Origin of the sequence: Ideonella dechloratans, from assembly GCF_021049305.1 — a bacterium.
Lineage (GTDB): Bacteria > Pseudomonadota > Gammaproteobacteria > Burkholderiales > Burkholderiaceae_C > Ideonella > Ideonella dechloratans.
Genome location: NZ_CP088081.1, coordinates 1,363,629 through 1,377,364 on the forward strand (window position 1 = coordinate 1,363,629; position 13,736 = coordinate 1,377,364).

Genomic DNA, 13,736 nt, shown 5'->3' on the forward strand with positions numbered 1-13,736 from the left:
CGGCTCAATCGCGGCCTGCTGCGCAGGCCAGGCCATTTGGTGTGATGCCCACGTGCGCAAGCGCACATGAGCACACCCCCACGCCTGCGGCGTGAATGCCGCGGTTGGCGATGAGGATCTTCTTGAACATCTTGTGGGGTCTCCGTGCCGGCTCAGGCCAGCCAGGCGGGGGGGCGCTTCTGCAGAAAGGACGAGACGCCTTCCTTGCCTTCGGCACTGCCGCGGATGTCGGCGATGCGCCGGGCGGTGTCGGCGCGCAGCTCGTCGCTCAGGGGCTGCTGGGCCAGGTCCTGCACCAGGCGCTTGCAGGCGCGCACGGCGGCCGGGCCATTGGCCACCAGGGCTTCGATCAGGGCTTGCACGCGGACGTCCAGCTGATCGGCGGGGCAGAGCTCGTGCACCAGACCCAGGCGGTGGGCCTCGGCGGCGCTGAAGCGCTCGGCGGTGGTGAAGTAGCGCTGGGCGGCGCGCTGGCCGATGGCGGCGATCACGTAGGGCGCGATGGTGGCCGGCAGCAGGCCCAGCTTGGCCTCGCTCAGGCAGAAGTGCACGCCGTCGGCGGCCACCAGCACGTCGCACAGCGCGGCCAGGCCCACGCCACCGGCGTAGCAGTCACCCTGCACGCGGCCGATGACGGGCACCGGGCACTGGTGGATGGTCCACAGCATGTCGGCCAGAGCCTGGGCGTCAGCCCGGTTCTGCTCCCAGCTGTAGTCGGCCATGGCGCGCATCCAGTTCAGGTCCGCGCCGGCGCAGAAGGCCTTGCCGTGGCCGGCCAGCACCACGGCGCGCAGCGTGTCGTCCTGCGACAGCGCGCGGAAGGTGGCGGTCAGCTCGGCGATGACCTGGTCGTTGAAGGCGTTGCGCACGTCCGGCCGGTTGAGCCAGACCTCGGCCACATGGGGCGAAGGGCGCCGTAGTTCCAGGGTGTTCATGGACGCGTGATCAGCGGGTGTTGTCAAGGGATTGGCGTGGATCCGGCTTGGCCGGTCCGCTGCCAAAGCCCCCTTGGGGGGCAGCGACCGGAAGGGAGCGTGGGGGCTTCACATCCTGAACACGCCGAACTTGGCGTCCGGGATCGGTGCGTTCAGGCTGGCCGACAGGCCCAGGGCCAGCACGCGGCGGGTGTCGACGGGGTTGATGATGCCGTCGTCCCACAGGCGGGCGCTGGCGTAGTACGGGTGGCCCTGCACCTCGTACTGCTGGCGGATCGGGGCCTTGAAGGCCTCTTCCTGCTCGGCGCTCCATTGGCCGCCCTTGGCCTCGATGCCATCGCGCTTCACGGTGGCCAGCACGCTGGCGGCCTGCTCGCCGCCCATCACGCTGATGCGGGCGTTGGGCCACATCCAGAGGAAGCGCGGCGAGTAGGCGCGGCCGCACATGCCGTAGTTGCCGGCGCCGAAGCTGCCGCCGATGATGACGGTGAACTTGGGCACGTTGGCGCAGGCCACGGCCGTCACCATCTTGGCGCCGGCGCGGGCGATGCCCTCGTTCTCGTACTTGCGGCCCACCATGAAGCCGGTGATGTTCTGCAGGAAGACCAGCGGGATCTTGCGCTGGCAGCACAGCTCGATGAAGTGGGCGCCCTTGTTGGCGCTCTCGGCGAACAGGATGCCGTTGTTGGCCACGATGCCCACCGGCATGCCCTCGATGTGGGCGAAGCCGCAGACCAGGGTGTTGCCGTAGCGGGCCTTGAACTCGTCGAATTCCGAGCCGTCGACGATGCGGGCGATGATCTCGCGCACGTCGAAGGGCTTGCGGGTGTCGGTGGGGATGACGGCCAGCAGTTCCTCGGCCGGGTAGAGCGGGGCCTGCGGCGGGCGCACCGCCAGCGGCGCGGGCTTCTGCCAGTTCAGGTGGCTCACCGCCTGGCGGGCCAGGGCCAGGGCGTGCAGATCGTTCTCGGCCAGGTGGTCGGCCACGCCGGACAGGCGGGTGTGCACGTCACCGCCGCCCAGGTCCTCGGCGCTCACCACCTCGCCGGTGGCGGCCTTCACCAGCGGCGGGCCGCCCAGGAAGATGGTGCCCTGGTTCTTGACGATGATGGTCTCGTCGCTCATGGCCGGCACGTAGGCGCCGCCGGCGGTGCAGGAGCCCATCACCACGGCGATCTGCGGGATGCCCTCGCCGCTCATCGTGGCCTGGTTGTAGAAGATGCGGCCGAAGTGGTCGCGGTCGGGGAAGACCTCGTCCTGGTTGGGCAGGTTGGCGCCACCGGAATCGACCAGGTAAATGCAGGGCAGGCGGTTCTCGCGGGCCACCTCCTGCGCGCGCAGGTGCTTCTTGACGGTCAGCGGGTAGTAGGTGCCGCCCTTGACGGTGGCGTCGTTGCAGACGATGACGCACTCCACGCCCGCCACCCGGCCGATGCCGGCGATCATGCCGGCGGCCGGGGCGCTGTCCACCATCTCGCCGTTGGCGTCGGCCTCGCGGTAGACGCCGTGGGCGGCCATCGGCGCGATCTCCAGGAAGGGCGTGTCCGGGTCCAGCAGCATCTCCACCCGCTCGCGCGGCAGCAGCTTGCCGCGGGCCAGGTGCTTGGCACGGGCGGCCTCGCCGCCGCCCTGGGCGATGCGGGCCAGGCGGGTGTTGAGGTCGTCCACCAGCGCGCGCATGGCCAGGGCGTTGGCCCGGGCTTCCTCGCTGCGGGGGTTGAGCTGCGTCTTCAGCGTGGTCATGCGGTCTTGTCTTCCTGCAGTCCCAGCTCGGCCTTCATGGCCTCGCGGATCTTGAACTTCTGGATCTTGCCGGTCACCGTCATCGGGAAGGCCTCGACGAAGCGGATGTAGCGCGGCACCTTGTGGTGGGCGATCTGGCCCTGGCAGAACAGGCGGATCTCGTCCTCGGTCAGCGTCTGGCCGGGCTTGGGGATGATCCAGGCGCACAGCTCTTCGCCATAGCGCGAGTCGGGCACGCCCACCACCTGCACGTCCTGCACCTTGGGGTGGCGGTAGAGGTATTCCTCGATCTCGCGCGGGTAGAGGTTCTCGCCGCCGCGGATCACCATGTCCTTGATGCGGCCGACGATGTTGACGTAGCCCTCGGCGTCCATGGTGGCCAGGTCGCCGGTGTGCATCCAGCCCTCCGCGTCGATGGCCTCGGCGGTCTTGGCCTCGTCGTCCCAGTAGCCGTGCATCACGGAATAGCCCCGGGTGCACAGCTCGCCGGGCACGCCGATGGGGGTGACGGCACCGGTGTCGGGGCTGACCATCTTCACCTCCAGGTGCGGCTGCACCCGGCCCACCGAGCCCACGCGCTTGTCCAGCGGCGTGTCGGTGGAGCTCTGACAGCTCACCGGGCTGGTTTCGGTCATGCCGTAGGCGATGGTGACCTGTTCCATGTGCATCAGGCTGACCACGCGCTTCATCACCTCGATGGGGCAGGGCGAGCCGGCCATGATGCCGGTGCGCAGCGAGGACAGGTCGAACTCCGCGAAGCGCGGGTGGTCCAGCTGGGCAATGAACATGGTGGGCACGCCGTGCAGGGCGGTGCAGCGCTCGGCCTGCACCGTCTGCAGCACGGCCAGCGGGTCGAAGCCGTCGTTCGGGTAGACGATGGTCGCGCCGTGGGTGATGCAGGCCAGGTTGCCCATCACCATGCCGAAGCAGTGGTACAGCGGCACCGGCACGCACAGCCGGTCCTCGGGGGTGAGCTTCATCGCCTCGCCGACGAAGAAACCGTTGTTGAGGATGTTGCGGTGGGTCAGGGTGGCGCCCTTGGGGAAGCCGGTGGTGCCGCTGGTGAACTGGATGTTGATCGGCTCGGTGGCCTTGAGCGTGGCGGCGATCTCGGCCACGCGGGCGTCGTCGGCCTGGCCGCGGGACATCAGCTCGGAGAAGCGCAGCGTGCCCGGAACGTCTTCACCTTGCCCGGCCACGTCGATCCACACCACCAGCTTGAGGTGCGGCAGGCGCAGCGAGGCCAGCTCGCCCGGCGCACAACGGGGCAGCTCGGGCGCCAGTTCGTGCAGCATGCCCAGGTAGTCGCTGCTCTTGAAGCGGGGCATGGCGACGATGGCCTTGCAGCCCACCTTGTTGAGCGCGTACTCCACCTCGGCCACCCGGTAAGCCGGGTTCAGGTTGACCAGGATGATGCCCAGCTTGGCGGTGGCCAACTGCACCAGCAGCCATTCGGCGTTGTTGTGCGACCAGATGCCGACCCGGTCGCCCTTGTGCAGGCCCTGGCGCAGCAGGGCGCTGGCCAGCTGGTCCGCCTGGGTCTGCAGCTGCTGGTAGGTCAGGCGCCGGCCCTGGTGCACGCTGACCAGCGCTTCGCGGTGCGGGTGGGTCGCCACGGTGGCGTCGAACAGTGCGCCGATGGTGTCCTCGATCAGCGGCACGTCGGTGGTGCCGCGGTCCTGGCTGTGGGTCAGTGGCCCTTGGCTCATGGGATGTCTCCTCGCCTCGTGGTGGTAGGGCGTGCGCCGCGGGATCAGATCGTCTCGGCGAACAGCTCGCGGCCGATCAGCATGCGGCGGATCTCGCTGGTGCCCGCGCCGATCTCGTAGAGCTTGGCATCGCGCCACAGGCGCTCGACCGGGAAGTCCTTGGTGTAGCCCACGCCGCCCAGGGTCTGGATGGCCTCGCCGGCCATCCAGGTGGCCTTCTCGGCGGTGTAGAGGATGACGCCGGCCGCGTCCTTGCGCAGGGTGCGGGAATGATCCCCACGGTCGCAGGCCTGGGCCACCGCATAGGCATAGGCGCGGCAGGCCTGGAAGGTGCTGTACATGTCGGCCAGCTTGCCCTGCATCAGCTGGAACTCGCCGATGGGCTGGCCGAACTGCTTGCGCTCGTGCACATAGGGCACCACCGCGTCCATGCAGGCGGCCATGATGCCCAGCGGCCCGCCGGACAGCACCACGCGCTCGTAGTCCAGGCCGCTCATCAGCACCTTGGCCCCATTGCCTTCGCCACCCAGCACGTTCTCTTCGGGCACCTCACAGTTGTCGAAGAACAGGGGGAAGGTGTTGGAGCCCCGCATGCCCAGCTTGTCCAGGTGGTGGCCGTGGCTGAAGCCCTTGAAGCCCTTCTCGATGATGAAGGCGGTCATGCCCTTGGCGGCCTTGGTGGGCTCGGTCTTCGCGTAGACCACCAGGGTGTCGGCATCGCCGCCATTGGTGATCCACATCTTGCTGCCGTTGAGCACGTAGCGGTCGCCCTTCTTCTCGGCGCGCAGCGTCATGCTCACCACGTCGGAGCCGGCGCCCGGCTCGCTCATGGCCAGGGCACCCACATGCTCGCCGCTGACCAGCTTGGGCAGGTACTTGGCCTTCTGCGCCTCGGAGCCGTTGCGCTTGATCTGGTTGATGCACAGGTTGCTGTGCGCACCGTAGGACAGGCCGACGGAGGCGCTGGCTCGGCTGATCTCCTCCATCGCCACCATGTGGGCCACATAGCCCATGGCGGTGCCGCCGTACTCCTCCGGCACGGTCAGGCCGTGCACACCCATCTCGCCCAGCTTGCGCCAGAGGTCGGCAGGGAAGAGGTTGTCGCGGTCGACCTGGGCGGCGCGCGGGGCGATCTCGGCCTGGGCGAAGGTGCGCACGGCCTCCCGCAGCGCGGCGATGTCCTCGCCCAGCGGGAAGGTGAAGGTGGATTCGAACATGGGGTGTGTCTCCTGCGGATCGTTCTTTTGAGTTTCACTCAATAAATCGTCGATCGATCCTGGGGGATTTCCCTAGTCATGCTGTGATCGCTTTGAGATTGATCATGCCGTGCAGGCTCTGACAAAATTGAGTAACACTCAAAAAATACCATGCCCCAGACCGAAACCGGCTTTGCCACCACCCGCCGCGGCGGCACCAGTGCCCGCAGCGAGCAGCGCATGCGCGACATCCTGCGGGTGGGCCGCGAGGTCTTCGCCGAGAAGGGCTACGAGCGCGCCACCACCACCGAGATCGCCCAGCGCCTGGGTGTCTCCGAGGCCACGGTGTTCACCTATTTCCACGGCAAGCGCGAGCTGTGCGTGCGGGTCATCGCCGACTGGTACGACGAGATCATCGCGGCCATGGAGGGCGGCATGCCGCCCGAGCGGCCGGCCCGCGAGCAGCTGGCCTACTTCGTGCGCACCCACCTGCGCCTGTTCCTGATCCAGGGCACCGGGCTGTGCGCGCTGGTGCTGTCCGAGGGGCGCAGCAAGGGTCAGGACTTCGCCGAGGCCTTCCAGCCGCTGCAGCGCCGCTACACCGCGCCGCTGATGGATCTGCTGGCCCGTGGCCGCGAGCGCGGCGAGATCCGCCAGGACCTGCCGCTGCGCCTGATGCGCGCGCTGGTGCTGGGCCCGGTGGAGCACCTGCTGTGGGAGGTGATCGGCCAGGGCGCCGCCGGGGCGGACAAGCTGGACGTGGAGGCCACCGCCGCCAGCCTGGTGGAGATGCTGTGGCCCGCGCTGGCCGCACCCCAGGGCGAATTGGCGGCGCTGCGCCAGTTCCGGCAGACGGTGGGCGAGGCCCTGGCGCGCAGCGGCAGCGCGGGGGGCTGAGCGCCGCCGCCCCGGCCTCTCAGCCGTCCACCGGCTGCTGCGGCGTGGCCAGGGTGAGCTGCCAGAAGCCCAGGTCCAGCCAGCGACCGAACTTGAAGCCCACCTGGGGCAGGGTGCCCACATGGCGGAAGCCGAGCTTTTCGTGCAGGGCGATGCTGCCGGTGTTCTGCATGTCGATGCCGGCGATCAGGGCGTGGATCCGGTCGCCGGCTTCGGCCAGGCGCAGCAGCTCGCGCAGCAACTGCTGGCCGATGCCGCGCCCGCGCTGGTCGTGGCGCACATAGACCGAGTGCTCGACCGTGTACTTGAAGGCCGGGAAGGCCCGGAAGGTGCCCCAGCTGGCGAAGCCCAGCAGTTCGCCGGTGGTGTCGAAGGCGCCGATGACGGGAAAGCCGCCGGCCTCCTTGGTGGCGAACCAGGTCTCCATGGTCTTCAGCGTGCGCGGCTGGTACTCGTACAGCGCGGTGCTGTTGGCAATGGCGTCGTTGAAGATGGCCAGGATGGCGCCGGCGTGTGCGGCGGCCTCGCAGGGGCGCAAGGTGATGTCGTTCATGTGAGCTGCTTGTGGAAGTAGGTGGTGGGGCAGGGCCGGCCATCGGGCCACAGCGCATAGTGGGGCACCTCCCCCACGCGCTGCCAGCCCATGCGGGTGTAGAGCCGGTCGCCGGCGCTGCTGGTGACGGTGTCCAGCACCAGCACGGTCTTGCCGCAGGCGCGGGCGGTGTCCTCGGCGGCCTGCATCAGGGCCGCGCCCAGGCCCTGGCGCTGCATTTCGGGGGCCACCTGCATCTTGGCCAGATCGGCGCGGTGGGGTTGGTTCTCCGGCTGCTCCAGAAGGAGCTGCACGGTCCCGACCACGCGGCCCGGCGCGTTCGCGTCTTCGTTGCGCAATTCGGCCAGCAGCAGGGCCCGCTCGCCGCGCCGCACGGCGGCGTCCACCCCTTGCCAGAAGCGGCGGGCCTTCTCCAGGCTCAGGGGCGCCATGAAGCCCACCGAGGCGCCGCCGTGCACCACGGCCACCAGCAAGGCCGCGAGTTCTTCGGTCTGTCGCGGGCCGAGCCGCTCGACGCGGCGGATGGTCCAGGCGGGGGCGTGCGGGGCGGTGATGGGCATCTCAGCTCCGGGTCAGCACCACGGCGTAGCGCGCGGGCGCCTGGCCGGGGTTGTGGAAGACGATGGGCACGCCCAGCGTCATCGCCAGGCAGTCGCCCGCTTCCAGGGTGTGGACGGTCTGGTCCACGGTCAGCTGCAGCCGGCCCTCCAGCAGCCAGACCAGCTGCTGCACGCCTTGCAGGCGCTCCAGGCTGTCGTAGGCCACCCGGGCCTGGGGCGGGAACTCCACCTCGACGATCTGGGTGCGGATGTCGGCCCCGGTGGGCGACACGCTGCGGCGCAGGTAGCCGGAGGCTGGGTCGCGCCAGACCGTTTGCGCGGCACGCCGGGCGATGGGCTCGGGCGGCGGCGTCGGGTTGTCGAACAGCGAGGCCAGGGGCACGTCCAGGGCCTGGGCCAGGCGGTCCAGCAGCACGGCGGTGGGGTTGTTCTCGCCGCGCTCGATCAGCGAGATCATCGAGCGGCTGACCCCCGATCGGGTGGCCAGGGCGTCCAGCGAGAGGCCCCGCTCGGTTCGCAGGCCGCGCACCCGCTCCGCGATGCGGGCGTTCAGCTCGGTGGAGGTTTCCTTCATGATGGAGGAATCATCCAGGATATTGGATGTCTGCGCAAGTGAAGCCCGAGGAGGCGGCATCTGCCCGCCCGTGCGGAGCTCAGCGCGCGGCGGGCAGGGCTTGGGTCGGCAGTCGCGCCGGCGCACGCCCCCAGGATTTGACCTGCTGCTCCACGCCCACATGCAGGGCCCAGCCGGCCAGCAGGGCCAGGGCCCAGGTGACCAGCAGGCCCAGGGCGCTGAAGACGGCGGTGTCCGGCCAGAAGGCGCTGACCACCGCGCCGGTCAGCACGCAGACCGGGTAATGGGCCAGGAAGACCGCGTAGGAGGTGCGGGCCAGCCAGGGCAGCGGCCCCCACTGGGCCAGGCGGCTCCACAGCGGGCCGTTGAGCCAGGGGTTGGCCAGGCACAGGGCGGTGACGCCGGCCACCACCAGGCGGTCCCGCCAGGCCAGGCTCAGCGCCATCAGCACCACCCCGGCCAGGAAGGCCTGGCCCAGCCAGGCGTGGTGGCGGTGGCGGGCGTTGCGCACCCAGGCCGCCAGCATGCCCAGGCCGTAGCTGCCGAAGAAGTAGAGCGCCCAGGCGTCCAGCTCATGCCGCAGGTTGAAGCCGAACAGCGAAGCCACCGTCAGTCCCAGCACCAGGCCGAAGGTCAGTCCGCCGCGCCAGGCGGCGTGGTGGCGCAGCGCCACGATCAGCAGCACCAGGCCGAAGAGCTGCAGGTCGATGGCCACGTACCAGAGCCCGGCGTTCAGGGCGTCCTGGCCCAGGATGTCCTGCAGCAGCAGCAGGTTGATCAGCCACTGGCTCCAACTGGGCGTGGGCGGCAGGTTGGGGTCGCCGGTGAGCCAGCGGGCCAGTTCGGCACTGAGCACCGCCGCGCCCAGCGCCACGATGCAGGCCGGCACCAGGCGCAGGTAGCGCTGCCACAGCGCGCGCGGCAGGGCCGCCGGGGGCAGGCGATCGCCGGCGTCCGGATGGGGCAGCCACTGCATGGCGGCCAGGTAACCGCCCATCACCAGGAAGATCTGCACCGCCATGCGGGCCGGGTCGGCCAGCCAGGACCACAGCGAGGGCGCCAGCGGGTCGAGCTGGGCCTGCAGCGGGCTGTAGATGGTCAGGTGGTGCCAGACGATCAGCTGGGAGGCCAGCACGCGACCGAGGTCGATCAGCGGCACGCTGGCCGCGCGGTTTGCAGGGCGGGACATGGGGTTCGTCCAAAGTGCGACAGGCGCCCGGGTGGGGCGCCTGTGCGGGGGAGCGTGCGGGAGGGGCTTACTTGGCCCAGCTGTCCCGCAGGCCGGTGATGCGGTTGATCACCGGGGCGTCGGCGCGGTGGTCCAGTCGGTCCGTCACGAAGTAGCCGTGGCGTTCGAACTGGTAGCGGGCCTCGGGCGGGGCATGGGCCAGGGAGGGCTCCAGGTAGCCCTGGACGATCTTCTTGCTGCCCGGGTTGAGCACGCTGAGGAAGTCGCGGCCGCCGGCATCGGGCTGGGCCTCGGTGAACAGACGGTCGAACAGGCGGATCTCGGCGGCCACGCCGTCGTGCACGCCCACCCAGGTGAGCACGCCCTTGACCTTGACCGCGTCGGCGCCCGGCGTGCCGCTCTTGGTGTCGGGCAGCACGGTGGCGGTCACGGCGGTGACGCTGCCGTCGGCATCCTTCTCGCAGCCGGTGCACTCGATGACATAGCCGTACTTCAGGCGCACCTTGTTGCCCGGGAAGAGGCGGAAGAAGCCCTTGGGCGGCACCTCGGCGAAGTCCTCGCGCTCGATCCACAGCTCGGGGCCCAGGCTGAAGCTGCGCTGGCCCAGTTCGGGGTGGTGCGGGTGGGCCGGGGCGCTGCAGGGCTCGCGGTGCTCGGCGCTGCCGAAGACCTCGGCGTAGTTCGTCAGCTTGAGCTTGACCGGGTCGATGACGGCCATCGCGCGCGGGGCCTGCTCTTCCAGGTCGGCGCGCAGGGCGATGTCCAGCACCGAGTAGTCGATCCAGGCATTGGTCTTGGAGGCACCGGTGTCATCGGCCATCTTGCGCACGGCCGCGGGCGTGTAGCCGCGCCGGCGCATGCCGGCCAGCGTGGGCATGCGCGGGTCGTCCCAGCCGCTGACGTGCTTCTCGTCGACCAGCTGCTTGAGCTTGCGCTTGCTGGTGACGACGTAGCTGAGGTTCAGGCGGCCGAACTCGTACTGCTTGGGCAGCGGGTGGGCCAGCAGGCCGGCGTCCGCCAGGTTCTCCAGCAGCCAGTCGTAGAAGGGCCGCTGGTCCTCGAACTCCAGGGTGCAGATGGAGTGGGTGATGCGCTCCAGCGCGTCCTCGATCGGGTGCGCGAAGGTGTACATCGGGTAGATGCACCACTTGTCGCCCGTGTTGTGGTGGGTGGCGCGGCGGATGCGGTAGATGGCCGGGTCGCGCAGGTTGATGTTGGGCGAGGCCATGTCGATCTTGGCCCGCAGCACCATGCTGCCGTCGGCGTGCCGGCCGTCGCGCATCTCGCGAAAGCGCGCCAGGTTTTCGGCCACAGTGCGGTCGCGGAAGGGGCTGTTGGTGCCCGGGGTGGTGAAGTCGCCGCGGTTGGCGCGCATCTCCTCGGGCGTCTGCTCGTCCACATAGGCCTGGCCGCGCTCGATCAGCGTCTCGGCCGCCCGGTACATGAAGTCGAAGTAGTTGCTGGCGTAGTAGAGGTGGGGGGTGCCGAAGGCGTTCCAGTCCCAGCCCAACCACTTCACCATCTCCTCGATGGCGTCGACGTACTCCTGCTCTTCCTTCTCGGGGTTGGTGTCGTCGAAGCGCAGGTGGCAGACGCCGCCGTAGTCGCGCGCCAGGCCGAAGTTCAGGCAGATGCTCTTGGCGTGGCCCACATGCAGATAGCCGTTGGGCTCGGGCGGAAAGCGCAGCCGCACCTTGGCCGGGTCGGGCTGCCCGGCCGCGTGGTGGGCGGCGTCACCCGGGGTGCCGCCAAAGGGGCGGTGGGCATAGGTGCCGGCTTCGAGGTCGCGCTCGATGATGGCGCGCAGGAAGTTGGCGGGCTTGACGGCTTCGTGGGCCGGGGTGTTCTTGGTGTCGCTCATGAAAGCGCAGGGTGTCCTGTGAGCGGGCCGATGGTGGCCCGGTGATCCTGCGAATTGTAGCGACGCCCCCCTGGCCGCGCCGGGCAAGGGGGCGGTCTCACATCCCCTTGAACCGGGGGGCGTAGATGCGGCTGACGGCCAGGCGCTCCGGGCGCTGGTGCAGGGTCAGCTGGACCCGTCCGGCCTCGTCGCGCAGGGCCTGGGCGATGGCGTCGGCCCGCACGATGGTGCCGCGGTGCACCTGCCAGAAGCGCTGCGTGTCCAGCTGCGGCAGCAGCTCGCGCAGCGACATGCGGATCAGGTATTCGCGCTCGGCGGTCAGCACCCGCACGTACTTGTCGGCCGCCTCGAAATAGACCACCTCGCCCACCGGCACCATGTGCACCGCGGTGCCCACGCTGGCCTGGATCAGCTGCAGCGGCGCACCGGCCGGCGCGGCGGCGGTGCCCGGGCCGCCCAGCAGCTGGCGCAGGCGCTCGACCAGGGCGGCGTCCTCGCCCCCTGCGGCCGGGCCGGCCGGCGCGCTCCGCTGGGCCAGCAGGCCTTGCAGCCGCCGGCAGGTGGCGGCCAGGCGCTAGGCCTGCACCGGCTTGAGCACATAGTCCACCGCGCTGGCCTCGAAGGCCTGCAGCGCGTACTGGTCGTAGGCGGTGACGAAGACGATGAGCGGCAGCGGCCGCTCGGCCGGCCAGTCCTCGACGATGGCCTGGGCCGCCTCCAGCCCGGTCTGGCCGGGCATGCGGATGTCCAGGAAGAGCAGCTCGGGCAGGGCGGCCAGGGCCTGGACCACGGCTTCCTCGCCGTCCGGTGCAGTGGGCAGCAGCTGCAGCCCGGGCCAGGCGCGTTGCAACTCCACGGTCAGCGCGCGGGCCAGCAGGGGTTCGTCCTCGGCGATCAGGGCGGTGGGGGCGGGTGTGTTCATGGGGGTCAGTCCAGGGGCAGGGTGAGGTCGGCGCTGGCGCCCCCCTCTGGCGGCTCGCTCAGGCGAAAGCTGGCGCGCCCGCCGAACAGGGCCTGCAGGCGTTCGCGCACCTGCTGGGTACCGAAGCCGGTGCCCGGCGCGGCGGTGCCGTCCCGCTGCGCCGCGGCCAGGCCGCGGCCGGTGTCGCGCACCTGCAGGTGCAGCTGGCCTTCTGTCGCCCAGGCGCGCACCGTCAGCCGGCCGGGGCCGCGCTGGGGTTCCAGTCCGTGCTTGATGGCGTTTTCCACCAGGGGCTGCAGCAGCAGCGGTGGCACGGGCAGGTCAGCCAGCTCGGCCGGCAGTTCCAGCGCGGTATGGAGTCGGTCGCCCATGCGCACCTGCATCAGGGCCAGGTAGTCGGCCAGGCGGGCGAACTCGACCGACAGGGCGTGGCGCTCGACCCGGGTGGCCTGCAGCGTGCCGCGCAGGAAGTCGATCAGCCGGTCCAACATCGCCTGGGCCTGGGCCGGGTCCACGCCGATGAGTGCCCGCAGATTGGCCAGGGTGTTGAACAGCATGTGCGGCTCCAGCTGGCTTTCCATCAGCTTGAGCTGGGTTTCAGCCGCCAGACGTTGGGCGGCCTCGGCCCGCGCCTGGGTGGCGGCCAGCCGGCCGCGCAGCCAGAACAGGTAGGTGGCGATGACGCCGATGGAGATGCTGAAGGTCAGGGTGCCGGCCGAGCCGGCCTGGCGCCCCAGCTCCCAGGGCAGGGGCAGGTGGTAGCCGGTGGCGGCATTGCCCAGGGCCACGCCGACGGTGTAGCCCGCCAGGGTGCCCAGCAGCAGCACCGGCACCATCAGGGGCCAGCCGGGCCAGTGGTGGTGGGCCTCCTCGTCGTCGGGATGGCGGTGGCGCACCCAGCGGGCGGTGGTCCGGCGTCCGGCCTCGATGAACACGGTGCAGCCCAGGCCGATGGTGTTGGAGTAGACCAGGCTCTCCCAGAAGCCGCGGCCGCCCTGCAGCACCGTGATGAACAGCGCCACGCCGGTGCAGATGAGCAGGGCGCGCAGCACGTTCACGGCGATCACCCGGGGGGAGGGGAGTCGGCCGGCGGCCGGTGACATGGCGGGGGTGTTCATGGTTCTGCGGAGATTGTGGTGGGCGGGGGCGGTCACAGCCATCCCAAGGCGTGGTGCCACAGCCACTGGCCCAGGAAGCGCCCCGGGGCCAGGGCGAAGAGGCCGGCGCCGACGCAGCCACCCCAGAAGGTGCCGCGCATGGCCTTCTGGTGGGAGACCATCTGGCCCCGCCGGGCCCACAGCACGCCGCCGATGACACCGAAGAAGGTCAGGGCGGTGAGCAGGTGGATGGGGGTGTAGCCGGCGATGTTGGGCAGGTGGAAGTCGCGGATGAAGAGGCTGCTGACCGCCGCGGTGAGCATCAGGCCGCCCCAGAGGCGGCCCAGCATCTTGTGGCTGGGCGTGCCCTTGCGCCGCCACAGGATGAAGGGGCCCAGGCACAGGGCCGAGAGGGCGGCCGCCAGGTGAACGGCGATGGCCGGGCGCAGGCTGGCGAAGGGGGCGAAGAGCGTGGCGAGGGGATGCAGGGGGTCCATGGC

General features: G+C 70.3%; 13 protein-coding genes and 1 pseudogene. 1 reads left to right on the forward strand and 13 read right to left on the reverse strand.

Features of this window, described 5'->3' with window-relative positions:
• Positions 1 to 4 precede the first annotated feature (4 nt).
• The 5 genes from LRM40_RS21385 to LRM40_RS06445 form a co-directional block, all read right to left on the reverse strand.
• The gene (locus LRM40_RS21385; protein WP_259372485.1) at positions 5 to 130 is read right to left on the reverse strand and encodes a hypothetical protein; all 126 of its coding nucleotides are present in this window, start codon (positions 128 to 130) and stop codon (positions 5 to 7) included.
• Between the two features lie 22 nt (positions 131 to 152).
• The gene (locus tag LRM40_RS06430) at positions 153 to 935 is read right to left on the reverse strand and encodes an enoyl-CoA hydratase/isomerase family protein (protein ID WP_151125450.1); all 783 of its coding nucleotides are present in this window, start codon (positions 933 to 935) and stop codon (positions 153 to 155) included.
• Between the two features lie 108 nt (positions 936 to 1,043).
• Entirely contained in the window at positions 1,044 to 2,678 is a 1,635-nt protein-coding gene (locus LRM40_RS06435; RefSeq protein ID WP_151125449.1) for a carboxyl transferase domain-containing protein, read from the reverse strand.
• Positions 2,675 to 4,387 (reverse strand): AMP-binding protein, encoded by a 1,713-nt coding sequence (locus LRM40_RS06440; protein ID WP_151125448.1) that lies wholly within the window; start codon positions 4,385 to 4,387, stop codon positions 2,675 to 2,677. Before LRM40_RS06440 ends, LRM40_RS06435 begins: the two co-directional genes overlap by 4 nt.
• A gap of 44 nt (positions 4,388 to 4,431) precedes the next feature.
• Positions 4,432 to 5,604, reverse strand: a complete 1,173-nt coding sequence (locus tag LRM40_RS06445) for an isovaleryl-CoA dehydrogenase (protein ID WP_151125447.1) — start codon at positions 5,602 to 5,604, stop codon at positions 4,432 to 4,434.
• A gap of 150 nt (positions 5,605 to 5,754) precedes the next feature.
• Between LRM40_RS06445 and LRM40_RS06450 the strand changes: the two genes are divergently transcribed.
• Positions 5,755 to 6,480 (forward strand): TetR/AcrR family transcriptional regulator, encoded by a 726-nt coding sequence (locus LRM40_RS06450; protein ID WP_151125446.1) that lies wholly within the window; start codon positions 5,755 to 5,757, stop codon positions 6,478 to 6,480.
• A 19-nt stretch (positions 6,481 to 6,499) separates the two neighbouring features.
• Here the strand turns inward: LRM40_RS06450 and LRM40_RS06455 are convergent, their stop codons facing one another.
• From LRM40_RS06455 to LRM40_RS06490, 8 genes and pseudogenes are all read right to left on the reverse strand, one after another.
• Positions 6,500 to 7,033: a GNAT family N-acetyltransferase gene (locus tag LRM40_RS06455; protein ID WP_151125445.1), complete on the reverse strand. Its 534-nt coding sequence runs from the start codon at positions 7,031 to 7,033 to the stop codon at positions 6,500 to 6,502.
• The gene (locus tag LRM40_RS06460; RefSeq protein ID WP_151125444.1) at positions 7,030 to 7,593 is read right to left on the reverse strand and encodes a GNAT family N-acetyltransferase; all 564 of its coding nucleotides are present in this window, start codon (positions 7,591 to 7,593) and stop codon (positions 7,030 to 7,032) included. The genes LRM40_RS06455 and LRM40_RS06460 overlap by 4 nt, the downstream gene beginning before the upstream one ends.
• Before the next feature lies 1 nt (position 7,594).
• Positions 7,595 to 8,167, reverse strand: a complete 573-nt coding sequence (locus tag LRM40_RS06465) for a helix-turn-helix domain-containing protein (RefSeq protein WP_151125443.1) — start codon at positions 8,165 to 8,167, stop codon at positions 7,595 to 7,597.
• Positions 8,168 to 8,246: 79 nt separating this feature from the next.
• The gene (locus LRM40_RS06470; RefSeq protein ID WP_151125442.1) at positions 8,247 to 9,356 is read right to left on the reverse strand and encodes an acyltransferase family protein; all 1,110 of its coding nucleotides are present in this window, start codon (positions 9,354 to 9,356) and stop codon (positions 8,247 to 8,249) included.
• 67 nt (positions 9,357 to 9,423) lie between these two features.
• Positions 9,424 to 11,217 carry a glutamine--tRNA ligase/YqeY domain fusion protein gene (locus LRM40_RS06475; RefSeq protein ID WP_151125441.1) on the reverse strand — a complete coding sequence of 598 codons (1,794 nt, stop codon included), beginning with the start codon at positions 11,215 to 11,217 and terminating at the stop codon, positions 9,424 to 9,426.
• Between the two features lie 97 nt (positions 11,218 to 11,314).
• A pseudogene (locus LRM40_RS06480) lies at positions 11,315 to 12,139 on the reverse strand (LytR/AlgR family response regulator transcription factor).
• A gap of 5 nt (positions 12,140 to 12,144) precedes the next feature.
• Positions 12,145 to 13,257 carry a sensor histidine kinase gene (locus LRM40_RS06485; RefSeq protein WP_231067756.1) on the reverse strand — a complete coding sequence of 371 codons (1,113 nt, stop codon included), beginning with the start codon at positions 13,255 to 13,257 and terminating at the stop codon, positions 12,145 to 12,147.
• 32 nt (positions 13,258 to 13,289) lie between these two features.
• Positions 13,290 to 13,733 (reverse strand): DUF2306 domain-containing protein, encoded by a 444-nt coding sequence (locus tag LRM40_RS06490; RefSeq protein WP_151124184.1) that lies wholly within the window; start codon positions 13,731 to 13,733, stop codon positions 13,290 to 13,292.
• Between the last annotated feature and the right edge of the window lie 3 nt (positions 13,734 to 13,736).

Coding starts and splice junctions, on each gene's coding strand:
- LRM40_RS21385 (WP_259372485.1), bottom strand. CDS start 130: ATGTTCAAGAAGATCCTCATCGCCAACCGCGGCATTCACGCCGCAGGC.
- LRM40_RS06475 (WP_151125441.1), bottom strand. CDS start 11,217: ATGAGCGACACCAAGAACACCCCGGCCCACGAAGCCGTCAAGCCCGCC.
- LRM40_RS06430 (WP_151125450.1), bottom strand. CDS start 935: ATGAACACCCTGGAACTACGGCGCCCTTCGCCCCATGTGGCCGAGGTC.
- LRM40_RS06440 (WP_151125448.1), bottom strand. CDS start 4,387: ATGAGCCAAGGGCCACTGACCCACAGCCAGGACCGCGGCACCACCGAC.
- LRM40_RS06445 (WP_151125447.1), bottom strand. CDS start 5,604: ATGTTCGAATCCACCTTCACCTTCCCGCTGGGCGAGGACATCGCCGCG.
- LRM40_RS06460 (WP_151125444.1), bottom strand. CDS start 7,593: ATGCCCATCACCGCCCCGCACGCCCCCGCCTGGACCATCCGCCGCGTC.
- LRM40_RS06435 (WP_151125449.1), bottom strand. CDS start 2,678: ATGACCACGCTGAAGACGCAGCTCAACCCCCGCAGCGAGGAAGCCCGG.
- LRM40_RS06465 (WP_151125443.1), bottom strand. CDS start 8,167: ATGAAGGAAACCTCCACCGAGCTGAACGCCCGCATCGCGGAGCGGGTG.
- LRM40_RS06450 (WP_151125446.1), top strand. CDS start 5,755: ATGCCCCAGACCGAAACCGGCTTTGCCACCACCCGCCGCGGCGGCACC.
- LRM40_RS06490 (WP_151124184.1), bottom strand. CDS start 13,733: ATGGACCCCCTGCATCCCCTCGCCACGCTCTTCGCCCCCTTCGCCAGC.
- LRM40_RS06485 (WP_231067756.1), bottom strand. CDS start 13,257: ATGAACACCCCCGCCATGTCACCGGCCGCCGGCCGACTCCCCTCCCCC.
- LRM40_RS06455 (WP_151125445.1), bottom strand. CDS start 7,033: ATGAACGACATCACCTTGCGCCCCTGCGAGGCCGCCGCACACGCCGGC.
- LRM40_RS06470 (WP_151125442.1), bottom strand. CDS start 9,356: ATGTCCCGCCCTGCAAACCGCGCGGCCAGCGTGCCGCTGATCGACCTC.